Raw genomic sequence first — 22350 nt, forward strand, 5'->3', positions numbered from 1 at the left:
CATGGCTATCGACACCGCCGCACCCGTCACCGTTGACCTCGGCCCCGCCGCCGCGCTGTCCTGTCGCGAGTGCGGCACCCGGTTCCCGCTCGGCCCCAGCTTCGCCTGTGTGGAGTGTTTCGGCCCGCTGGAGATCGCCTACGAGTTCGGCAGCGAGGGCGCGGAGGAGCTGCGCAAGCGCATCGAGGCCGGTCCGGCGTCGATCTGGCGGTACGCGCCGCTGCTGCCGGTGCCCGCCGACGTCGCCACCAAGCCGAACCTGAACCCCGGGTGGACCCCGCTGGTGAAGGCCGACAACCTGGGCCGCGAGCTCGGGTTCACCGCCCAGCTGCACGTCAAGGACGACTCGGGCAACCCGACCCACTCCTTCAAGGACCGTGTGGTGGCGTGCGCGATCGAGGCGGCGCGGGCCTTCGGCTACACCACCCTCTCCTGCTCCTCGACCGGCAACCTGGCCGGTGCGGTGGGCGCGGCCGCGGCCCGGGCCGGCTTCAAGTCCTGCGTGTTCATCCCGCACGACCTGGAGCAGGGCAAGGTCGTCATGGCCGGTGTGTACGGCGGCGAGCTGGTCGGCATCGAGGGCAACTACGACGACGTGAACCGCTTCTGCTCCGAGCTGATCGGCGACCCGGCCGGCGAGGGCTGGGGCTTCGTCAACGTCAACCTGCGCCCCTACTACGGCGAGGGCTCCAAGACGCTGGCGTACGAGATCTGCGAGCAGCTCGGCTGGCGGCTGCCGGAGCAGATCGTGATCCCGATCGCCTCGGGCTCGCAGCTGACCAAGATCGACAAGGGTCTGCAGGAGCTGATCAAGCTGGGCCTGGTCGAGGACCGGCCGTACCGGATCTTCGGCGCCCAGGCGGCGGGCTGCTCGCCGGTGTCGGCGGCGTTCAAGGCCGGCCACGACGTGATCCGGCCGGTCAAGCCGGACACCATCGCCAAGTCGCTGGCGATCGGCAACCCGGCCGACGGCCCGTACGTGCTCGACATCGCCCGGCGCACCGGCGGTGCGGTGGAGGACGTGACGGACGAGGAGGTCGTGGCGGCGATCCGGCTGCTGGCCCGCACCGAGGGCGTCTTCGCCGAGACCGCGGGCGGGGTGACCGTCGGCGTGCTCAAGAAGCTCGTCGAGACCGGGCAGCTGGACCCGTCGAAGGAGACCGTCGCGATCAACACCGGCGACGGCCTCAAGACGCTCGACGCCGTCTCGGAGGCCGGCATGACCGCCGTGATCCGGCCGACGCTGGCCTCGTTCCGCGACGCCGGCCTGGCGTCGGCCTGACCGGCCCGTTCCGGGCCCTGCGCCCGCCGCCGTCCCAGCCCCGCCCCGCCCCCCCGCAACGAGGAGATGACCCCCATGAGCGCCAACGTCCGCATCCCGACCATCCTGCGCACCTACACCGGCGGCGCCAGTGAGGTGGCCGCCGAGGGCGCGACCCTGGGCGACGTCATCGCCGACCTGGAGAAGAACCACGCCGGGATCGCCGCGCGCATCCTGGACGACACCGGCAAGCTGCGCCGTTTCGTGAACGTCTACGTGAACGACGACGACGTGCGGTTCGCCGAGGGCCTGGCGACGGAGATCAAGGACGGCGCGAGCGTCTCGATCATTCCGGCGGTGGCCGGCGGCTGCTGAGCGCCTTTTCGCCGTTCCCGGCCGTCCGCAGCACGGAATTCCGTGCCGCGGACGGCCGGTCGTATTTTGGCGGGAATATTTTCTGTCCGAGTCGGAGTAAAGTGTCGCTGTACCGGGAACAGCGCCACCCCTCCCCGCTCTCCCCGCGACCCGATCCGCCCGCACCCGTACCGCCGCCGACCGTCCGGTCGTTGAGACCGGCGACCGGGCCGCGGCGGGGAAACATGTCAGGCCGGTGTCAGAATTCTGGAGTGGATTTCGGGCATTCCGTCCGCTATGTCCGGGAGGAAAGGCGGCTTTCCTTCCGATTGCTCCCGGACTGTCCCCCGATTGTCCCGGGGAATTCCCAACCTTTGACCCTGTTGCAGAGGGCGTCGATCCGGATACATTCAGCCGCGGTCGACGCAATCGCCCGTTCGCCGGATGTCCTCCGGCGGCGCCCGGGGGATTGCGGCGTGCACGGCTGCGTCCAGGGGGGGTTCCCCGGGCCGGCCTCCAACCAGACCCGGGCCCGCAGACCTGCGGGCGCGTGAAGGGCCAGCACAGCACTAGGGGAGTTCGGAATGGCTCAGGGCACCGTCAAGTGGTTCAACGCGGAGAAGGGCTACGGCTTCATCGCGGTCGACGGTGGTGCGGACGTCTTCGTCCACTACAGCGCGATCCAGATGGACGGCTACCGCACCCTTGAGGAGGGCCAGCGGGTCGAGTTCGAGATCTCTCAGGGGCAGAAGGGCCCGCAGGCGGACATGGTCCGCGCGGCGGTCTGACCTTTCCGACACCCAGGGGTTCGGCTCGGCCCATCGGCTGGTGCACCTCTCGCTTCACGACGGGCCCGTACGGCACTCGCCGTACGGGCCCGTCGGCGTGCCCGGCCGCGGTCGGAGGGCGGCCGGGGCGGGGCCGTCGGGGCGGTGCGGCGGGGCCGCGGGCGCGGTGTCGAGCGGCCGCGGGCGCGGTGCGCGGGGGTGGCCGGGGCGGCGGGCGGAGGGGTTCGCCGGGGCTCGCGGATCGCCGATTGGGCTTGCACTCGCCCACCCAGAGTGCTAATCATTGGCGTTAGCACTCACAGCTTGAGAGTGATAAGCGGACCGGGTCGGTGAGGCCCCAGGGAGCGGTAGGGGAATGGGACCCCCGCATACCAGGGCCGTCCGTCGCGGGCACCCCTTGGTCCGAGCAGTCGACCGTGTCCCGGAGGACCACTTCAGATGGCCAAGATCATCGCCTTTGATGAGGAAGCTCGCCGCGGCCTTGAGCGTGGCATGAACCAGCTCGCCGACGCGGTGAAGGTCACGCTCGGCCCCAAGGGTCGCAACGTCGTTCTGGAGAAGAAGTGGGGCGCCCCCACCATCACCAACGACGGTGTCTCCATCGCCAAGGAGATCGAGCTCGAAGACCCGTACGAGAAGATCGGTGCGGAGCTCGTCAAGGAGGTCGCCAAGAAGACCGACGACGTCGCGGGTGACGGCACCACCACCGCCACCGTGCTGGCCCAGGCGCTCGTCCGCGAGGGTCTGCGCAACGTCGCCGCCGGCGCCAACCCGATGGCCCTGAAGCGCGGTATCGAGAAGGCCGTCGTCGCCGTCTCCGACCAGCTCCTGGCCCAGGCCAAGGACGTGGAGACCAAGGAGCAGATCGCCTCCACCGCCTCCATCTCGGCCGCCGACACCCAGATCGGCGAGCTCATCGCCGAGGCCATGGACAAGGTCGGCAAGGAAGGCGTCATCACCGTCGAGGAGAGCAACACCTTCGGTCTGGAGCTTGAGCTCACCGAGGGCATGCGCTTCGACAAGGGCTACATCTCGGCCTACTTCGCCACCGACCTGGAGCGCATGGAGGCCGTCTTCGACGAGCCGTACATCCTGATCGCCAACTCCAAGATCGGCTCGGTCAAGGACCTGCTCCCGCTGCTGGAGAAGGTCATGCAGAGCGGCAAGCCGCTGGTCATCATCGCCGAGGACGTCGAGGCCGAGGCCCTGTCGACCCTGGTCGTGAACAAGATCAAGGGCACCTTCAAGTCCGTCGCCGTCAAGGCCCCGGGCTTCGGTGACCGCCGCAAGGCCATGCTGCAGGACATCGCCATCCTCACCGGCGGCACCGTGATCGCCGAGGAGGTGGGCCTGAAGCTGGAGAGCGCCGGCCTCGACCTGCTGGGCACCGCCCGCAAGGTGGTCATCACCAAGGACGAGACGACCATCGTCGACGGTGGCGGCGACGGCGAGCAGGTCGCCGGCCGCGTGAGCCAGATCCGCGTCGAGATCGAGAACAGCGACTCGGACTACGACCGCGAGAAGCTCCAGGAGCGCCTCGCCAAGCTGGCCGGCGGCGTGGCCGTCATCAAGGCCGGCGCGGCGACCGAGGTCGAGCTCAAGGAGCGCAAGCACCGCATCGAGGACGCGGTGCGCAACGCCAAGGCCGCCGTCGAGGAGGGCATCGTCGCCGGTGGCGGCGTCGCCCTGCTGCAGGCCGCCGTCGCGTTCGACAAGCTGGAGCTTGAGGGCGACGAGGCCACCGGTGCCAACATCGTCAAGATCGCGCTGGAGGCCCCGATCAAGCAGATCGCGGCCAACGCCGGCCTCGAAGGCGGTGTCGTGGTGGAGAAGGTGCGCAACCTCCCCGCCGGCCACGGTCTGAACGCCGCGACCAACGAGTACGTCGACCTCATCGCCGAGGGCATCATCGACCCGGCCAAGGTCACGCGCTCCGCGCTGCAGAACGCCGCCTCCATCGCGGCGCTCTTCCTCACCACCGAGGCCGTCATCGCCGACAAGCCGGAGAAGGCTGCGGCTGCCGGCGGCGGCATGCCGGGCGGTGACATGGACTTCTGATCCTCCGGGGTCGGACGGTTCCTCGTTCGCACGGGCGGTTCCCTCCGGGGGGCCGCCCGTGCGGCGTTGTGCGGGGGCGTGCCCCCGGGTTTGGGAGAATGGGCCGATGGCTTCGACTGACGACATCGAGACGGCGCTGCACACCGCACGGGCGCTGATCCTGGCCGACCTGACCGCACGGGACGTGGCGGACGCCGCCGTGGTGTCGCTGGTCGAGCAGGCCGTGACACACCGGCGCTGGTGGCTGGAGCAGTGGCCGGACGGCACCGAGTACGTGCTCGGGCTGGTGGCCCAGGACGTCCAGGACGCGCTGCTGGAGAACTACGGGCGCTGGCCGCTCTGCGCCGAGTGCGCGGCGGACGGCGACCCGCACGCGCTCGGCGTGGAGCCCGAGCTGGGGCCGGAGCCGCACTGGGTCTGCGGCAAGCAGGGCGCGGTGGTGGCGCCCGTCGGGCGGCTCGCCTGACGTCCGGTCCGCCCGGGGCGCGCCGTCCGTCGCGCTGCTCCTCGCCCGCCTCGCCCGCCGCTCCACCTGCTCCGCTCCTCGCTCCTCGCTCCTCGCCTTCGCCGCCGTCGCGCCTCCGGGTGCGGCGGCGGCTTTTCGCTGGTCGGGGCCCCTGTCGTGGTGTGGTCGTGCATCTGCATATGTAGTCTACCGACTTATGCCGGATACTTGAGTCATCCCCCTCGGGCGATGTATACATACTCGGTATGTAGGGCGTCGGTGGCCGCGAGGCCGCCCGCCCCCGCGAAACGAGGGGGAGAACCATGTCCCAGCCAGATTCCGCCCGACCCGTCCTGCACCTGCGGAACGTCATCCGGGTGCACGGACAGGGATCGGTCCAGGTGTACGCGCTGCGCGGCGTCGAGCTGGCCGTCCACCCGGGCGAGTTCGTCGCCGTGATGGGGCCCTCCGGCTCCGGCAAGTCCACCCTGCTCACCCTGGCCGGCGGTCTCGACCGGCCCACCGGCGGGCAGGTGGTGGTCGAGGGCGTCGAACTCGGCGGGCTGAACCGGACCGGGCTCGCGGCCCTCCGCCGCCGCTCGGTCGGCTACGTCTTCCAGGACTACAACCTGATCCCGGCCCTCACCGCCGCCGAGAACATCGCGCTGCCCCGGGAACTGGACGGCACCTCCGGGCGGGCCGCCCGCCGCGAGGCGCTCACCGCCCTGGAGGAACTCGGCATCCCCGAGCTCGCGAACCGCTTCCCCGAGGAGATGTCCGGCGGCCAGCAGCAGCGCGTCGCCATCGCCCGCGCCCTGGTCGGCGACCGCCGCCTCGTCCTCGCCGACGAGCCCACCGGCGCCCTCGACTCCGCCACCGGCGAGGCCGTCCTCGGGGTGCTGCGCGCCCGCTGCGACGCCGGCGCCGCGGCCATGATGGTCACCCACGACCCCCGGCACGCCGTCTGGGCCGACCGCGTCGTCTTCCTGCGCGACGGCCGGATCGTCGACGAGAGCATCGGCCGGGACGCCGAGACCCTGCTGCAGCTGTCCAGCCGGAACGGGGCCGGCCGATGAGACTCCCCGCCCTGCGCGTCGCGCTGCGCATCGCCCGCCGCGACGCCCTGCGAGCCAAGGGCCGCAGCGCCCTCGTCGTCGCCATGATCGCGCTGCCCGTCCTCGGCGTCACCGGCGCCGACGTGGTCTACCGCAGCGGCCAGCTCACCCCCGGCGAGCGGGTCGAGCGGGTGATGGGCGAGAGCGACGCCCTGCTCACCGCCTACCGTCCGGGCCGCTCCGTCGAACAGGCCCCGGTCGCCGAGGACGGCGTCCGGGTGCTGCCGGCCGCCGAGGGGTCCACCGCCGAGCAGCAGCGGGCCGCCGGGACCGCCCCGGCCACCCTGGCCGCCGAGCTGCTGCCGCGCGGCACCGTCCTGCTGCCGGCCACCCCCGGGCCCGAGGTGAGCGCCTCGACCCGGGAGGGCCTCCTCACCACCGCGACCGCCGAGGCCGACCTGACCACGCCGGTCTGGTCCGGCCGGCTCGACCTGGTCGACGGCCGGGCGCCGGCCGCGCCGCACGAGGCCGCCGCCACCCGGGCCTTCCTCGACGAGGCGGGGCTGCGGCTCGGCGACTCCACCACGCTCAAGGGCGTGGACGCGCCGTTCACCCTGACCGGCGTGGTCGAGCACCCCGGTGACCTCGGCAAGGTGGAGCTGATCGGCCGGCCCGGCGAGGTGATCGCCCCGCTCACGGCGGCGCTCGCACCGGCCGGGACCCCGGGGCTGACCGCGTCCGGCACCGACGAGGGCGCCCCGCCCGAGCAGTGGCTGGTGCGGCTGCCGGCCGGCGAACGGCTCGACTGGGACGAGGTCCGGGAGTTCAACCGGTACGGCTTCACCGTCACCTCCCGGGCCGTCACCCTCGACCCGCCGGACCCGTCCGCCGTCCCGTACCGGCAGAACGCGTGGGCGGGCGTCGCGTCCGCCTCCGACGACCGGACCGTCGTGCTCGTCACCGTCGTCGGGATGGCACTGCTGGAGGTCGCGCTGCTGGCCGGCCCCGCGTTCGCCGTGGGCGCCCGCCGCTCGCGCCGCCAGCTCGCCCTGATCGGCGCAGCCGGCGGACACCGCGGCCACGTCCGCGCCGTCGTCCTCGGTGCCGGACTGGTGCTCGGGCTGGCCGGCGCCGCGCTCGGCGTCGGACTCGGCACCGTCCTGGTCGCCGCGGTGCGGCCCTGGGCGGAGGAGGCGGGCGGCAGCCGTTTCGGGCACTTCGCGCTGGCCCCGCTCGACCTGCTGGCGATCGGCGGCGTCGGTGTCCTCACCGCACTGCTGGCCGCCGTGCTGCCGGCCGTCCAGGCCGCCCGCCGCGACGTGGTGGCCGGCCTGACCGGCCGGGACACCGTCACCGCCCCCAGCCGCTGGGTCCCCGTCCTGGGCCTGCTGCTGGTCGGCACCGGCGCGGCCGTGGCGCTCTACGGCGTCGGCACCTACGAGACCGGCGGCATGCCGGTGGTCGGGACCTTCAGCGCCCGGACGCTCTCGGTGCTCGCCGGCGCGGCCACCGCCGAACTGGGCCTGCTGCTCTTCACCCCGATGCTGATCGCCCTGTTCGGCCGGCTGGCCCGCCGGCTGCCGCTCGGGCCCCGGCTCGCCCTGCGCGACTCGGCCCGCCACCGGGGCCGCACCGCACCGGCCGTGGCCGCCGTGCTGGCCGCCGTCGCCGGGGCCGTCGCCGTCGGCGTCTACACCACCGGCACCGAGGCGCAGGACCGCGCCGACTACCGGCCGTCGGCCCCGATCGGCGCCGTCGTGGTCGACGCCGCCCTCAAGGCGGACAGTCCGCAGCTGGCGCGGCTGCGCAGCGGTGTCGAGAAGGACCTGCCGGGCCTCGGCGCCCGCGCCGACGTGTACGACGTCGTCTACGTCTTCTGCCCGGAGTGCTCCTCCAGCGTCCTGCTCAAGGGGACCGGCCGGCCCGAGCCGGGCATGGCCCGGGCGCGGACCCTGGCGGGGGACGCGACCGTCCTGCACAACCTCTTCGGGCTGCACGACCGGACGGCGGAGGAGGCGCTGGCGGCCGGCAAGACGGTCGTCTTCGACCCCGCCTACCTGCACGACGGCCAGGCCGTGCTGACCATGCAGGGCGGTGCCGGGGCGGCTCCGCTCCAGCCCGGCGAGGTGCCGAAGCCGGACCGGCGGGAGGTCGGCGTCGAGGCCGTGCTCGTCGCGAACCCGGAGGCCGCCCGGTTCGGCGCGGCGCTGATGAGCCCCGAGGCGGTGCGGAAGGCCGCCCTCGACGCCCGCCCGGCCGGGTCGGTCTGGCTGCCGGAGACCGCGCCCACCCCGAAGGAGCAGCAGCGGGCCGAGGCGACCGTGGCGCGGATCGTCCCGTTCGCCCGGCTCCAGGTGGAGCGCGGCTACCAGCCGAAGGGGGACCTGAACACCCTCGCGCTCACCGGGTTCGCCGCCGTCGTGGTGCTGGGCGCCGCGGCCGTGGCCACCGGGCTCGCCGCCGCCGACTCGCGCAACGACCAGGCCACGCTGGCCGCGGTCGGCGCGCCGCCGCGGATCCGGCGGGTGCAGGCCGGGCTGCAGTGCGTGCTGATCGCGGGGATCGGGGCGGTGCTCGGCACGGTCAGCGGGTTCGTGCCCGCGATGGGACTGCTCCGGGCGCACGGCGCCGGGCACTCGGGGGCGGCGTCCTTCGCCGCGCCCTGGGGGGTGATCCTGCTGGTCACGGTGGTGCTGCCGGTGGTGGCGGGGCTGGGTGCGGCCGCGTTCACCGGTGGGAGGCTGCCGTTGGCGCGGCGGGCGGGGTGACGGACGGCGCTCCGGCGCCCTCGTCCGGTGGCCCCGCACCGACGGGCCCGGCCGCTTCGGCGGCCGGGCCCGATCCGGTGTCCCGGTCCTCCGGTGTCCCGGTCTTTCGGCGTCCGGTCCTTCGCCGCCCCGGTCCTCCGGCTTGCGGGGCCTCCGGACGCGGGGCGGGGTCAGGCGCCGGTCGGTCCGCTCGCGCCGGTCGGTTCGGCGAGTTGGGCGAGTTGGGCGAGTTCGGCGGTCAGGTTGGCGCGGGCGGGGGCGTCGAACCGCTCGCGCGCGGTGGGCGTGCGGTAGAGCGCGGGGAGCGCGAGGAGTCGGCGGAGCACGGCCGCGCGCCCGGCCCGGAAGTCCGGCTCGGGGACGAAGGCGTACTCCTCCCGGACGGCGGCCGCGTACGCGGCGTAGGCCTCCGGGGTGCCGCCGAGGACGGCGAGGTCGGCGTCGCAGAGCACCTCGCCGTCGCGGTCGCCGGGCCCGGGGTGGTGGGTGACGGTGAGCCGGACCAGCCGGGCGACCTCGTCGACCCGTGCGGCGGGGAGTCCGGCCCCGGCGAGGGCCCGGACGGCGAGGACGGCGCTGCGTTCCTCGTTCTCGGACCGGTCCGGGCGGTAGACGGCGTCGTGGAACCAGGCGGCGAGCCGGACGGCGTCCGGGTCGTCGGCGTGGCCGGCGAGCGCGTCCACGTGGGCCAGCACCGCCCGCAGGTGGCCGGTGGAGTGGTAGCGGCGCTGCGGCTCGGCCCAGCGGCGCAGCAGCTCCCGGCCGGCCGGTTCGGGGTCGTCCGCGGCGCCGCAGCGGCGGAGCAGGGCGGTCCAGGCGGCGAGGAGGTCGGGATCGGGCGCGTCGGGCATGGGGCCATTCTGTCCGGGCCCGGCGGACCGGTGAGCGGTTCTACTGGACTGGATATGCCGGTGGACGGTATATGTAGTCACATGACAGAACGGGCCATGCAGGAGCCGACGCTGCTTCTGCTCACCGCGCTCGCCGACGCCCCCAGGCACGGCTACGCGCTCATCCAGGAGATCGCCGCGATTTCCGACGGCCGGGTCAAGATGCGCACCGGCACGTTGTACGGCGCGCTCGACCGCCTGCTCCAGCAGGGCCTGATCGAGGTCGCCGCCGAGGAGATCGTCGACGGCCGGGCCCGTCGCACCTACGCGCTCACCGAGGGCGGGCGGGGCGCGCTGGGCGCCGAGGCCGAACGCCTGCGCTCCGTCGCGGACGAGGCGCAGCGGCGGCTCGCGGCCGTCCGTCCGGCCGCCGTCCGACCGGCCGGGCCGGCGCGCCCGGCGTTCCTGAGGGTCAGGGGGGCCTTCGCATGACCCATCAGACCTTTCCCGGATTCCTGGCCGAGCCGGTGGCCTTCCGCGCCGCGCTCCGGCTCTACCCGGCCCGCTACCGGCGCGAGCGCGGGGACGAGCTCTCCGCCGTCTTCGCCGACAGCACCGCCGAGTCGGGCAAGCTGGCCACCGCCCGCGAGGCGGTCGACCTCGGGGCGTACGGCCTGCGCATGCGCACCGGGCTGACCTCCTCCTCCGTCGTGGGGCGGCTGCTCGCGGTGGCCGCGCCGCTGATCGCCGGGGCGATCGCCGGACTCGGGGTCGCGCAGGCCCTGGGCAGCGCGCTCGGCCAGCACCGGTACCGGCTGCTGATGACGCCCGACCGGCTCACCCACGTCCCCGGCTTCCTCGCCTCCGTCGGGGAGATGCTCGTCCCGCTGCTGCTGCTGGGCTTCGTGCTGGCGGGCCGCTGGCAGGCGGCCCGGGTGACGGCGCTGGTCGTGGCGCTCGCCGGGGTGCTGCGGATGGTGGAGGTGGTCGGGGTCTCGGACGACGGGTGGCAGCTCTTCGAGGGGTCCAGCGCGGCGACGCCGCAGCTGGTGTCCGGCGTGCTGTTCGCGCTCGCACCGCAGGAGCTGCTGGAGCGGCCGACCTGGCGGGTCCGGGCCGTGGTGGCGGCCTCGGCGGTCGGGGGCGGACTGGTCCTGCTGGCCGAGGACTTCTACAGCTCCTACGTGCTGATGGACGGGCCGACGGCCCTCGTGCTGCTGGCCGTTCCGCTGGTCGCGATGCTCGCCCTGGCGCGCGGGTGGCTGGTGCCGGCCGCGATGGGGCTGACGGTGCTGGCGCTGAGCGCGGAGTTCAGCCTCTTCCGCCTCTGGCAGGTCGTCGGCGGGATGTGGCGGCTGGCGCCGCTGGTGGCCGGCGGTCTGGTGGTGCTGCTGGTGCTCGGCCGACTGCTCGGCCGGGGTGGAGCCGGGGCGGGAGGTGGCCGGAGCCTCGCCTGAGTTCGCTCGGGTCCGCCGGGGACCGTGCGGCCCGACGGGGTCCGCGTGAAACCTGCGGAGCGGGGACGGCCGGGGCTTCGCCGCCCCTGAACGGCCGGACGACCGGTTGTGGGACCGGTCGCCCGGCCGTTCCGTCTTTCCGGGTCCGGGCCGGTGGCTCCGCCGGACGGTTCCGGCGGGCGGCCCGGTCGGGGGGTTCCACCGGGCGCCGCCGGGCGGGCCCGGTCCTCCGGGTGGCTGCACGGGGCTCGCCGGGGGCTGCCCGATGTGGCAGGCTGTCTGATATGTCTAGACCAATTTTCGAAGTCATCGCGCTGACGCCCCAGGACGCCCAGGCCGCCGAGTCGGGCGGCGCCGACCGGCTCGAACTGGTCACGGACATGGCCGCCGACGGGCTGACCCCCTCGGCCGAGGACTTCGCCAAGATCCGCGAGGCCGTCGAGCTGCCGCTGCGCGTCATGCTGCGCATCCGCGACGGCTTCGCGCCCGGTGACCTCGACGAGCTGCGCGCCCGGGCCGCCGCCCTCCGGGCCGAGGGCGCCGAGGAGTTCGTCTTCGGCTTCCTCGACGCCGGGGGCGGCGTCGACCTCGCCGCCACCGAGGCGGTCGCCGACGCGGTGGCCGGCTGCCGCTGGACCTTCCACCGCGCGATCGACCACAGCGCCGACCGCGCCGCGGTCCGCGCGGCCGTCGGCGCGCTGCCCGGACTCGACACCTTCCTCACCTCCGGCGCGGCCGGCGGCGTGGACGCGGGCCGCGACGTGCTGCTCTCCGAGCTGGCCCGGGCCGGCGAGCCCGGTTTCACCCAGCGGATCCTGATCGGCGGCGGCCTGCGCGCCGAGCACCTGCCCGGGCTGCGGGCGGCCGGCTTCGACGCCTTCCACGTCGGCGGCGCGGTGCGGGTCGAGGGGTGGCAGTCGCCGGTGGACGCCGCCAAGGTCGCCGAGTGGCGGGCGCTGATCGACGGCTGAGCACCGTTCGAGCAGGGCCCCGTTCGAGCAGGGCCCCGTTCGAGCAGGGGCCCGTTCGAGCAGGAGCCCCGGAGCGCAGGCGTTCCGGGGCTCCGGCGTTCCGGCCCGCCGTGCCGCCGGGGCCCGCCGCCCGCCGCCCGCCGTCCGTGAGCGGCGGGCGGCCGGGTGTCAGCGCAGCTGTTCGGGCAGCGGCTCCGAGTGCAGCACCTCCAGGCCGGAGACGGCACGGGTCAGCGCCACGTACAGCCGCCGCAGGCCGGTCCGCTCGTCCGGCTCCCCGGCGATCACCGCGGCCGGCTCGTCGAGCACCACGTAGTCGTACTCCAGACCCTTGGCCAGCGAGGCGGGGACGAGCGTCAGCCGGGCGTCCGCACTGGTCTCGGTGCCCGGGGCGAGATGCGGCAGTCCGGCCGCCGCCAGCGCCTCCGCGAGCAGCGGGACGTGCGCGTCGGCCGCGATCAGACCGGTCGACCCCTCGTTCCCCAGGGCCCGGCGGCAGGCCTCGATGACGGCCTCCGTCCGTCCCTCCCCGGCGACGTGGCGGACGGTCAGGGAGCCCGGGGCGTCGCGGACCGAACCGGCCGGGGCCAGGCCGGGGGCGATCGCCGGCAGCAGCCGGGAGGCGTAGGAGATGACCTCCTCCGGCACCCGGAAGCCCTTGGTCAGCTCCTCGATGTGGGCGCCGGACTTGCCCAGGTGGTGCAGGGCCTCCGGCCAGCTCGCGGTGGCCCAGGGGGTGGTGCCCTGGGCGAGGTCCCCGAGCACGGTCGCCGAGCCGGTGGTGCAGCGGCGGCCGACCGCGCGGTACTGCATCGGCGAGAGGTCCTGCGCCTCGTCCAGGACCACGTGGCCGAGCGAGGGCGTGCGCTGCACCAGGTCCGTCGCCTCGTCGACGAGCACGGCGTCGGCGGCCGTCCAGCGGGCGGTCCTCACCGAGCGGCCCGGCTTCGGCCACAGCACGGCGGCCTGCTCCCCGGGGGTCAGCACGCCCTCCGCGCAGGCGGCCAGGAACTCCGGGTCGGACAGCAGCCGCAGCACCAGCTTCGCCGGGTCGACCTGCGGCCAGCACTCCTTGACCACCGCCTTCACCGCGGCGTTGCGGGCCACCGCGTCCTGCACCCGGTCGTCCGGGGCCTCGCCGCCCTGCTCCATCTTCAGCAGCACGGCGTGCGAGATCCGCTGCGGCAGGGCGTCCCGGGCGGCGCCGTACCGGATGTCACGGTCCTTCAGTTCCTCGATGATCGAGACCAGTTCGTGCACCGGGACGCGCCAGCGGCGCGAGCCGCGGACCACCACGCACGGCTCGGTGGGCAGCGCGATGCCGGACCGGACCGCCCGGCGCAGCACCTCGGCCATCCGGGCGTCGCCCTTCAGCCGGGCCGCCTCGGCGGGCTCCTCGGCCCGCACCTCGACGTGCCCGACCAGCTGCTGCACGGTCGCCTGCGCGACGTCCAGCTCGCCGAGCGCGGGCAGGACCTGCTCGATGTAGGAGAGGAAGGCGCTGTTCGGGCCGATCACCAGGGTGCCGGTCCGGGCGAGCCGCTCGCGGTGCGCGTACAGCAGGTACGCCACGCGGTGCAGGCCGACGGCGGTCTTCCCGGTGCCGGGCGCGCCCTGCACGCAGAGGCTGCCGGAGATGTCGGCGCGGACGATGACGTCCTGCTCCGGCTGGATGGTGGCCACGATGTCGCGCATCGGGCCGACGCGGGGCTTCTCGATCTCGGCGGCCAGCAGTGCGGAGGAGGTGTCGTGCTCCGCGGGGTCGGTGAGGTGCTCGTCCTCGTACGCGGTCAGCTCGCCGCCGGTGTAGCCGAACCGGCGGCGCCGTTCGACGTCCAGCGGATCGGTCCGGCTGGCCCGGTAGAACGGCTGGGAGACCGGCGCGCGCCAGTCGATCACCATGGGGTCGCCGTCGGCGTCGTGCACGTGCCGGCGGCCGATGTAGAAGCTCTCGCCGCCGGAGCCCTCGGACAGTTCCTCGCTGATCGCGTGGAGGTAGTCGAGGCGGCCGAAGAACAGCGGGGTGTGCGAGAGGTCGGCCAGGGCGGCGATCCGGGCCTCGATCTGGTTCTGGAGCACGACGGCGGTGACCCAGGTGCCGGTGACGTCGCTGATGTCCAGCGACTCGACGTCCTCGCGCATCGCGCGCAGGGCGGCCCGGGAGGAGGCCAGGTGGTCGCGTTCGCGCTGCAGGGGGTCGGTGGTGGGGGTGGCGGGCACAGCGAACCTTTCCGGCTGCCCCGGACGCGGCGCAGCGGATCGTAGGAGCTCACGGTGGATACGGCCGACCGGTTGCCGAACGGTCGACGCCTCCCCCGGCTGCCTGCGCGACTACAGCAGGTACCACGGTGCGGGAGGGGGCAGACGGACGATCCTAGTCCGGTCGGCCTCCGGGTTCCAGCCCCGGGATCCCCCGGGGCCTCCGTACTCCCGGAGGACGACCTCCGTCCTGTCGGACACGGCCTTTGGGGTGATGTGCCCGGCGTGTCCGGAACCTACCGTTGAAGCATGAGCTCCGTACACGTCACGGCGCCCCGAGTGCCGTCCCAGAAGTCCACCGACCGCCCCGCCGGCGCCACCGCGACCGGCACCCCCGGCCGCCGCCGCGGCCCCCTGACCACCGCCGTCCGCAACGTCGGCATCGCCCTCGACACCGCCGCGCGCGTGGTCCTCCTCGGGCGCGACGGCGTCGGGTACTGAGCGTCCCCGCGCGTTACAGCACGTCGTCCGCGTCGATGATGCGGTAGGCGTAGCCCTGTTCGGCGAGGAAGCGCTGGCGGTGGGCGGCGAAGTCCTGGTCGACGGTGTCACGGGCGACCACGGAGTAGAAGTGCGCCGCGTGGCCGTCGGCCTTGGGGCGCAGCACGCGGCCGAGGCGCTGGGCCTCCTCCTGGCGGGAGCCGAACGTGCCGGAGACCTGGATCGCGACGGTCGCCTCGGGCAGGTCGATGGAGAAGTTGGCGACCTTGGAGACGACGAGGACGCTGATCTCCTTGTTGCGGAAGGCGTCGAACAGCTTCTCGCGCTGGGCGTTGCTGGTCTCGCCCTTGATCACGGGCGCGTCCAGGGTCTCGCCGAGCTCGTCGAGCTGGTCGATGTACTGGCCGATGATCAGCGTCTGGTCCTTCTCGTGCTTCTTGACCAGGGCCTCCACCACACGGCGCTTGGTCGCGGTGGTGGCGCAGAAGCGGTAGCGCTCCTCGGGTTCGGCGGTGGCGTAGGCGAGCCGCTCGGAGTCGGTCAGGGTGACCCGGACCTCGCAGCAGTCTGCGGGGGCGATGTAGCCCTGGGCCTCGATCTCCTTCCACGGCGCGTCGAAGCGCTTGGGGCCGATGAGCGAGAAGACGTCGCCCTCGCGGCCGTCCTCGCGGACCAGGGTGGCGGTCAGGCCGAGCCGGCGGCGGGCCTGGAGGTCGGCGGTGAACTTGAAGACCGGCGCCGGCAGCAGGTGCACCTCGTCGTAGACGACCAGGCCCCAGTTGCGGGCGTCGAAGAGTTCCAGGTGGGCGTAGACGCCCTTCCGCTTGGTCGTCATCACCTGGTAGGTCGCGATGGTGACCGGGCGGATCTCCTTCCTGGTGCCGCTGTACTCGCCGATCTCGTCCTCGGTGAGCGAGGTCCGCTTGACCAGCTCGTGCTTCCACTGGCGGGCCGAGACGGTGTTGGTGACCAGGATCAGCGTGGTCGACTTGGCCTGTGCCATCGCCGCCGCGCCGACCAGGGTCTTGCCGGCGCCGCAGGGCAGCACGACGACGCCCGAGCCGCCGTGCCAGAAGCCCTCGACGGCCTGCGCCTGGTAGGGGCGCAGCTGCCAGCCGTCCTCGTCGAGCTCGATGGGGTGCGCCTCGCCGTCGACGTAGCCGGCGAGGTCCTCGGCGGGCCAGCCGAGCTTGAGCAGCACCTGCTTGATCTGGCCGCGCTCGGAGGGGTGCACGACGACGCTGTCCGGGTCGACCCGGGCCCCGACCAGCGGGGCGATCTTCCTGGAGCGCAGCACCTCCTCCAGCACCGGGCGGTCGGTGGTGGTGAGCACCAGGCCGTGGGTGGGGTGCTTGCTCAGCCGGAGCCGCCCGTACCGGGCCATGGTGTCGGCCACGTCGACCAGCAGTGCGTGCGGCACCGGGTAGCGGGAGTACGTGACCAGGGCGTCGACCACCTGCTCGGCGTCGTGGCCGGCGGCGCGCGCGTTCCACAGGCCGAGCGGGGTGACCCGGTAGGTGTGCACGTGTTCGGGCGCGCGCTCCAGTTCGGCGAACGGCGCGATGGCGCGGCGGCACTCGGCGGCCTTGGGGTGGTCGATCTCCAGGAGGAGAGTTTTGTCGCTCTGGACGATGAGTGGTCCGTCGTTCACGCGGGGGAGCCCTCCACTGGCTGACAGGTCTGCAGGGACGCAGACCCTCCAGTGTCGCGCATCCGGCGGTGTGGTCGGGAGGCTACTTCCACTCGTGGTACTTGCCGGTGGACGTGCCGTCCGGGGCGACCTCGTACTCGAACAGTCCGACGAGGCCGTTGAGGCGCTCGAACTGCGGTGACGCGGTGGAGAAGAAGAGCGATCCGCGCCAGCTGGTGCCGCCGCCCTCGGTGAAGTGGCCGACGCCGATGCCGTGCCAGGTGATCGTCTGGCCGTCGGCGGTCATGTCGACGCCCTGGCCCTCGCCGCGGAGGGTGCCGTCGGCGCGGAGCTCGGACTCGTAGGTGCCGAACCCCTTGACGGCGGTCCCGTAGTAGTCGCCGCTGCCCTCGAACGAGACCTCGACGACGACGTGTCCGTCCTCGGCGGCGAGGACTCGTCGGCCGGTGTCGCGGTTCCTGGTTTCACCGATCGGGTCGCCGAGCATGATGGCTCCTTCCGTCGCCCCCTCCCCCCTGTGCCCTTCCTCCGGACTACGCCGCCGGGCGGTGCGCGTCAACCGCAGCGCAGGGCGGACGGGGGCCGGGCCGGGGCGGGGACGGGCTCCGGCGCCCCGGCGTGCGGCGCGCGGGGGCGCGCGGGACGGGGTGACCAGGGTCGGGGCGGCTCGTTGATGCGGGTATGAACAAGTCGAAGCGCGTTCTCACCGCTCTCGCCCTGGCCGGCACGGCCTTCGCCGCCACCGCCTCCTCGGCCACCTCCGCGCACGCCCTGGCGGGTATCGGCGAGGGGCCGGGCGGTCCGCTCGCGGCGCCCGCGTTCCTGCTCGCGGACCTCGCCGGCGCCAACTCCGTGATGCCGGTCGGGCAGGGCGACCTCGCCGCCATGGCGGACAAGGCGATGAAGGAGAAGCAGGCGGAGCAGGCGGCCCAGCAGCAGGGGCACTGACCCTCCGCCGGTCGGCCCTCCGCCGGTCGGTCCGCCGTCGGCCGGCCCGGCCGGCGGCTACTCGTCGAGCTCGGCCACGCCGGTGATCCGGTGCAGCGCGAAGGTGCGCAGCTCCCCGTCGTGGTGGTCGAAGGCGGTGACGAAGCCGCCTTCGACCTTGACCGGGTCGATGATCCGCTGGCTGGCGAGGCCCTCCGCGTTGAGGTAGCCGATCCACATCCGTTCGCCGAGCAGGACGGCCGTCTGGAGCGAGGCGAGCGTCTCGGCGGCCGCCGTGCGCGGGAGTTGGCGCCCGGCGGTGGCGGTCGGCTCGCGGCGGGCGGCGGTGGCGGCCCGGTCGCCGGCCCGGATCGCCTTGATCGCGGCGGCGAGCAGCGTGTCGTCCGGCGTGGGCGGTCCGTCCGGGACGGGCACGGGGGCCGTCCGGGGCGGGGTGCGGTGGCTGTCGGGGCGGGTGATCAGCACGTCGCCCTCGGCGGACTCGGCGGCCGGCGCGTACCCCATGGTGCGCAGGGTGGCGAGCAGGACGTCGGGCGGGGCCTGGGAGGCCAGCACGGTGGGGGCGAGCAGCCGCAGGCGCAGTTCGGCGGAGCGGCGGTCCGCGAGCACCTCGTTGAGCAGCGCGGGGTCGTCGCAGCGCAGGTACGAGGAGGCGGCGCCGACCCGCAGGATGCCGTGCCGCCGGGCGACGTCGTCGATCAGGTAGCCGAGCGGCTGGGGGACCGGGGTCCGGGAGTGCTGCTCCAGGAAGGCCCGCAGGTCGGCGGCGCTCCGTCCGGCGTCGAGGGCGCGCCGGACCGACCCGGGGGTGAACCGGTAGACGGTGGCGCCGCCCTTGGACTCGATGTCGGCGCAGAGCGCGAGCGCGTGGGCGAGCGGGGTGAGCAGCGGGCCGGGGGCGACCGCGGTGAGGTCGGGCTGGAGGATGACGTGGTCCAGCGGCTGCGGCAGCAGCGGCGCCAGGACCTCGGCGGGGTCGGCCTCGGCGGTGAGCAGCGCGCGGGCGGGGGCGGCGAGGGCGCCCCGGCCGGTGACGCCGAGGAGTTCGGCCTCGGCGAGGGTCCAGCCGGCGAGGTCGTCGCGCAGGTCGCGGCCGTCGGGCGCGGTCGGACCGCCGCGCAGCGGGCGCTGCCAGCGGAGGGTGGGCAGCAGTTCGGCGGCGGTGGCCGGGGTGCCGGGCGGCAGCTCGGCGAGCAGGGCGAGGGCGGCGCGGCGGACGGACGGGGCGAGGGTGCGGTCCAGCTCCGGGCCGAGGACGGCGCGCGGCTTGCCCTTGCTGTCGGCGCTGCCGGCGAGGGCGGGGACGCGGGTGGCGGCGAGCCAGGCCTGGGCGAGGACGGTCCAGCGGGCGGCGGTGCCGAGGTGGAGCCAGTCGTCGTAGGCGGGGGTGGGCGCCCAGCGTTCGTCGGCCTCGCCGTCCGGGGCCAACAGGCCGGAGGTGTGGGCGAGTTCGATCCAGAAGGAGGCGAGCTGCTCGGTGGTCTCCAGCGCCTGCGCGGTGCGCTTGAGGTCGCGGACGCCGAGACCGCCGGCGCGCAGGGTGGGCGGCGGGGTGAGGCCCCAGAGGTCGAGCAGTTCCTCGACGGTGCGGACGGCGGTGTGCGCCTGGCCGGCGGCGGCGTTGTCCACAGCCTGTGGATCGCGCGGTGGAGCGGCGGGCGCGGGCTCGGGCTGGAGCGGTTCGACGACGCGGTGCGAGCGGCCGCCGCGCAGGTGGAGGGCGAGCTCGCGGGGGAGGACGACGCTGCCCGGGCTGGTGGGCAGCAGCAGGCCGCGGGCGAGCAGCCACTCCACCGGGCTCTGCGCGTCCTCGGCGGTGACCGGGCGGGTGGCGTCCGGGACGGTGCCGGTGGGCGGGCCCCAGACGAGCCGTTCGAGCAGCCGCAGCGCCGGTTCGGGGGCGGTGGCCAGCAGCCGGTCGCAGCGGGGGCGGTCGGTGAGCAGCGCGGCGAACGCGGCGACGGCGGAGACCGGGTCGGGCGTCGGGGGCTGCCCGGCGGAGTCGAGCAGCTGTTGGAGGCGGGCCGGGGACATCCCGGTGCTGGCCTCGGCGAAGGTCGGGCCGAGGCCGGTGCGGCCGGGGTTGGCGGCGGTCGGGGCGAGCGCCTCGCGGGCGGCGATGACCAGGCGCAGGCCGTTGTCGGGGCCCCAGAGCAGTGCGCGGTCGCGCAGGGTGGCGAGCGCGCGGGGGAGTGCGGCGGCGACGGCGGAGCGGTCGGCGGGGGTCAGCGGGGTGGCGCCGGGGTGCGGCTTCACCTTGGCCGGCCCGGCGAGCAGGGTGCGGACGGCGGTCGGGGTGGCGCCGTCCGGGAGGGCCGCGAGCGCCTCGGCGACCTGCAGGGTGAACCGGTCCAGCCGCTCCAGTGCGCGCAGGGCGGAGGCGCGGGAGGAGAGTCGGGCGGCGAGCTGGGTGAGGTCGCCGGGGACGGGGTTGAGCAGGTCGGGGCGGGACCGGAGCAGGGTGGCGAGGTCGTCGTCGGGCCGCGTGCGGAGTTCCTCGGCGAGGGTGCGGGGGCCGGCGGCGGACTTGGCCTGGCGTTGGGGGCCCTGCTGTGTGGTCATTCGACCTAGGTTAGTCGGGCCGGGGCGGGGTGGGGGATGGGGCGGAGGGCGGTTGGTGCGGGTCGCTTCGGCGGGGAGGCCGGGTCGGCTCGCGGTCCGGCCTACGGTCCGGCGGGGGGCCGCGGCGGGGGTTCGGAGCGGCGTCCGGTGTGCGGTTCGGCTCGCGTGGCGGGACGGCGGGTGGGTACCGTCACGGGCAGCGAGGACGGGGACGGGTTCCGGTCCGGGTTCGGGCAAGGCGGGGTGTGGTGGGGATGTCGGACGGCGAGTGGTGGCGCAAGCAGGGACCCTGGAGCGAGCCACCGGGCTCGGGGGGTGCCGCGGGCCAGACCGGAGCTGGTGACGGGGACAGCGTGTACGCCCAGGAGCCGGCGCCCGGGACGCCTCCGCGCCCGTCGGCACCGCCGCGCCCCGCCGCGCCGCCGCCCGCGCCCCCGTCCGCGCCGCCGTCCACGTCTCCCGCTCCGTCGCTGCCGTCGCCGTCCTCCGGCACCCGGTCGCTGGCCGCGCCGCCGCGCGGCGGGGACTCGTACGGCGGGGACTCGCCGTGGGTGGCGAAGCGGGTGGAGGGGGCGCCCGACGACCCGGAGGCGCTGCCCGCGCCGTACCGGGCGATGAGCACGGGCGACTGGGACTACGTGTCGATCGACTTCGGGGAGGGGCCGGCGGCGTCCGACAGGCCGATCCCCGGGCAGCGGACCGCCGAGGACGGCTCCGCCCCGGACGGGACCGCCGAGGAAGGCCCGGACGGTGCCGCCGGTACCGGCGGCGGTGCCGCCGAGTCGGGGGCCGCTGCCGCCCCCGGGAAGGGCAAGGCGGGCAAGGGCAAGGCGGGCAAGGGGCGGGCGGGGCAGGGCGAGGGCGCGTCCGGCAAGGGCGCGCCGGGCCGGTCCAAGGGCCGGAAGGCCGCTGCCGCTCCCGACGCCGCGGCCCCCGGCCCAGCGGCGAAGGCCGGGGCGGGGGCGGGCCGACGCCCCGCGCCCCTGCTGCTGCTGGCCGCCGCCGTCCTGGTGGGCGGAGCCGTCACCGGTCAGCTGATCGCCATGCTGGTGGGCTGGGCGCTCGGCTACCTGTCCCGCCACCTGACCGACTTCGCCCGCAAGTTGGCCGTCTTCGGGATCCCGCTGATGACGGTCAGCGGCAGCTCCCTCTGGTTCTGGGGGCGCGCACAGGGGCGTTGGGGCAGCGGACTGGAGCAGGGGCAGCAGCCCACCGACGCCGTGTGGAGCGCCGCGCCCGACGTGCTGCGGCTGGCGGCGGTGCTGTCGGCCGTCTTCCTGCTGGCGATGGCGGTCCGGCGGCGCCGGGCGGCCGAGCCGGCCCAGTAGACGACGGGCCAGTAGACGACGGGTCGGTGGACGGCGGGTCGGTGACGGCGGACCCGTGGACGGCGGACCGGTGGGCGGCGCGACGGCGCCGCCGCCGGGCGGGCCCGGGCCGGACCGGGGCGCCCGCGGGGTCAGGCGCCCAGGAAGTGCTGCAGCTCCGTCAGGACGTAGTTGGCCCCCGTGTAGCCGATCCCCTGGAACCACAGCTGGTCGTCGACCGGGAACGCGCGGTGCGCCCTGACCGCGCCGAGCCCCTGCCAGGCCGGGCTCGCCAGCGCGGCCGTCGTGCCGGCCCGCTCCGGGTCGCCGTACGTCGCGTACAGCAGCAGGTCCCCGTCGGCCCTGGCGAGCTGGTCCGCGGGGAGCTCCACCTCGGCCTGGTCGGTGTTCTGCGCGTCCGGCCGCCCCACCTGGGCGTCGGTCAGCACCGACCCCGGGAAGCTCTGCCTCCCGTACAGCCGGATGCCCCCGCCCTCGACGAACCGGACCAGGCTGACCTTCCGCCCGCTCGCCTTGGCGTCCGCCAGCGCCGTCACCACCTGGCCGGCGTGCCGCTGGTAGGAGGCCGCGAACGCCGCGGCCGCGTCCTGCCGGCTCAGCGCCTGGGCGTGCGTCTGGACGTTGGCCTTCCAGGGCGCGCCGGTGGTCTGGGTGAGGACGGTCGGGGCGATCGCCCGCAGCGCCTCGTACCGGCCGCCGTCCCGGCCCTGGTTGGAGAGGATGAGGTCCGGCCGGAGGGCGCGGATCGCGCCGAGGTCGGGGTCGCCGACGGGGCCGACGAGGGCGATCGGGGCGAGCCGGGAGGCCGGCCAGTAGTCGGGGAAGCCCGGGTCCGCCGCGGGCCGGGCCGCGCCGACCGGGGTGATGCCGAGGGTGAGCGCGGAGTCCAGTTCGGCGGTGTCCAGGGTGACGACCCGCATCGGCGCACCCGGTACGGCGACCGGTCCCACGGCGGTGGTGACCACGACGTCCGGCAGCGGCGAGGGGGTGGCCGACTCGGCGGTGACCACGCCGTCCACGGGCGGGGGCGGCGCGTGCCGGGTGGTGCAGCCGGTGAGGGCGGCGCCGCCGAGCCCGCCGAACGCGGTCAGCAGGGCGCGGCGGGTCATCGGGGTCATCGGCGGTCCTCGGACGGATCGGGACGGGACGGCAATCCGTCGATTATGTCCGAGTT

The 22350-nt window shown here is 74.9% G+C and carries 19 protein-coding genes; 13 read left to right on the forward strand and 6 right to left on the reverse strand.

Going from position 1 to position 22350, the window contains the following annotated elements:
* Position 1: 1 nt before the first annotated feature.
* The 7 genes from thrC (at position 2) to OG550_RS21165 (ending at position 8729) form a co-directional block, all read left to right on the forward strand.
* Complete coding sequence (gene thrC, locus OG550_RS21135) at positions 2–1282, forward strand: threonine synthase (RefSeq protein WP_327679822.1); 1281 nt, start codon at positions 2–4, stop codon at positions 1280–1282.
* Between the two features lie 75 nt (positions 1283–1357).
* On the forward strand, positions 1358–1636 hold the full coding sequence (locus OG550_RS21140; protein ID WP_327679823.1) for a ubiquitin-like small modifier protein 1: 279 nt from the start codon (positions 1358–1360) through the stop codon (positions 1634–1636).
* A gap of 563 nt (positions 1637–2199) precedes the next feature.
* A complete protein-coding gene (locus tag OG550_RS21145) occupies positions 2200–2403 on the forward strand; it encodes a cold-shock protein (protein WP_030289665.1) in 204 nt (67 codons plus the stop codon).
* A 438-nt stretch (positions 2404–2841) separates the two neighbouring features.
* On the forward strand, positions 2842–4461 hold the full coding sequence (groL, locus tag OG550_RS21150) for a chaperonin GroEL (RefSeq protein ID WP_327679825.1): 1620 nt from the start codon (positions 2842–2844) through the stop codon (positions 4459–4461).
* Between the two features lie 106 nt (positions 4462–4567).
* The gene (locus tag OG550_RS21155) at positions 4568–4927 is read left to right on the forward strand and encodes a hypothetical protein (RefSeq protein ID WP_327679826.1); all 360 of its coding nucleotides are present in this window, start codon (positions 4568–4570) and stop codon (positions 4925–4927) included.
* Positions 4928–5229: 302 nt separating this feature from the next.
* Positions 5230–5982, forward strand: a complete 753-nt coding sequence (locus OG550_RS21160) for an ABC transporter ATP-binding protein (RefSeq protein WP_327679828.1) — start codon at positions 5230–5232, stop codon at positions 5980–5982.
* On the forward strand, positions 5979–8729 hold the full coding sequence (locus tag OG550_RS21165; protein ID WP_327679830.1) for an ABC transporter permease: 2751 nt from the start codon (positions 5979–5981) through the stop codon (positions 8727–8729). The genes OG550_RS21160 and OG550_RS21165 overlap by 4 nt, the downstream gene beginning before the upstream one ends.
* A gap of 170 nt (positions 8730–8899) precedes the next feature.
* Here OG550_RS21165 and OG550_RS21170 read toward each other — a convergent pair whose 3' ends face one another.
* Complete coding sequence (locus OG550_RS21170) at positions 8900–9580, reverse strand: HD domain-containing protein (protein WP_327679832.1); 681 nt, start codon at positions 9578–9580, stop codon at positions 8900–8902.
* 81 nt (positions 9581–9661) lie between these two features.
* Between OG550_RS21170 and OG550_RS21175 the strand changes: the two genes are divergently transcribed.
* From OG550_RS21175 to OG550_RS21185, 3 genes are all read left to right on the forward strand, one after another.
* A complete protein-coding gene (locus tag OG550_RS21175) occupies positions 9662–10051 on the forward strand; it encodes a PadR family transcriptional regulator (RefSeq protein WP_327679834.1) in 390 nt (129 codons plus the stop codon).
* On the forward strand, positions 10048–11016 hold the full coding sequence (locus OG550_RS21180) for a hypothetical protein (protein ID WP_327679835.1): 969 nt from the start codon (positions 10048–10050) through the stop codon (positions 11014–11016). The genes OG550_RS21175 and OG550_RS21180 overlap by 4 nt, the downstream gene beginning before the upstream one ends.
* Before the next feature lie 284 nt (positions 11017–11300).
* Complete coding sequence (locus OG550_RS21185) at positions 11301–11987, forward strand: copper homeostasis protein CutC (RefSeq protein WP_327679837.1); 687 nt, start codon at positions 11301–11303, stop codon at positions 11985–11987.
* A 168-nt stretch (positions 11988–12155) separates the two neighbouring features.
* Here the strand turns inward: OG550_RS21185 and OG550_RS21190 are convergent, their stop codons facing one another.
* Positions 12156–14207: a HelD family protein gene (locus OG550_RS21190; RefSeq protein WP_327679839.1), complete on the reverse strand. Its 2052-nt coding sequence runs from the start codon at positions 14205–14207 to the stop codon at positions 12156–12158.
* A gap of 288 nt (positions 14208–14495) precedes the next feature.
* On the opposite strand from OG550_RS21190, the gene OG550_RS21195 reads away from it, so the two are divergent.
* Positions 14496–14687, forward strand: a complete 192-nt coding sequence (locus OG550_RS21195; protein WP_327679841.1) for a hypothetical protein — start codon at positions 14496–14498, stop codon at positions 14685–14687.
* 13 nt (positions 14688–14700) lie between these two features.
* On the opposite strand, the gene OG550_RS21200 is transcribed toward OG550_RS21195, so the two are convergent.
* A complete protein-coding gene (locus OG550_RS21200; protein WP_327679842.1) occupies positions 14701–16338 on the reverse strand; it encodes a DNA repair helicase XPB in 1638 nt (545 codons plus the stop codon).
* An 82-nt stretch (positions 16339–16420) separates the two neighbouring features.
* Positions 16421–16825 carry a hypothetical protein gene (locus OG550_RS21205; protein WP_327679845.1) on the reverse strand — a complete coding sequence of 135 codons (405 nt, stop codon included), beginning with the start codon at positions 16823–16825 and terminating at the stop codon, positions 16421–16423.
* A 194-nt stretch (positions 16826–17019) separates the two neighbouring features.
* On the opposite strand from OG550_RS21205, the gene OG550_RS21210 reads away from it, so the two are divergent.
* Entirely contained in the window at positions 17020–17286 is a 267-nt protein-coding gene (locus tag OG550_RS21210; protein ID WP_327679847.1) for a hypothetical protein, read from the forward strand.
* A 57-nt stretch (positions 17287–17343) separates the two neighbouring features.
* Here the strand turns inward: OG550_RS21210 and OG550_RS21215 are convergent, their stop codons facing one another.
* Positions 17344–19848: a helicase C-terminal domain-containing protein gene (locus OG550_RS21215; protein WP_327679849.1), complete on the reverse strand. Its 2505-nt coding sequence runs from the start codon at positions 19846–19848 to the stop codon at positions 17344–17346.
* A gap of 353 nt (positions 19849–20201) precedes the next feature.
* On the opposite strand from OG550_RS21215, the gene OG550_RS21220 reads away from it, so the two are divergent.
* A complete protein-coding gene (locus OG550_RS21220; RefSeq protein ID WP_327679851.1) occupies positions 20202–21176 on the forward strand; it encodes a hypothetical protein in 975 nt (324 codons plus the stop codon).
* A 131-nt stretch (positions 21177–21307) separates the two neighbouring features.
* Here OG550_RS21220 and OG550_RS21225 read toward each other — a convergent pair whose 3' ends face one another.
* Positions 21308–22294: an iron-siderophore ABC transporter substrate-binding protein gene (locus OG550_RS21225; protein WP_327679853.1), complete on the reverse strand. Its 987-nt coding sequence runs from the start codon at positions 22292–22294 to the stop codon at positions 21308–21310.
* Positions 22295–22350: the final 56 nt, after the last annotated feature.

This window comes from Kitasatospora sp. NBC_00458 (genome assembly GCF_036013975.1).
Lineage (GTDB): Bacteria > Actinomycetota > Actinomycetes > Streptomycetales > Streptomycetaceae > Kitasatospora.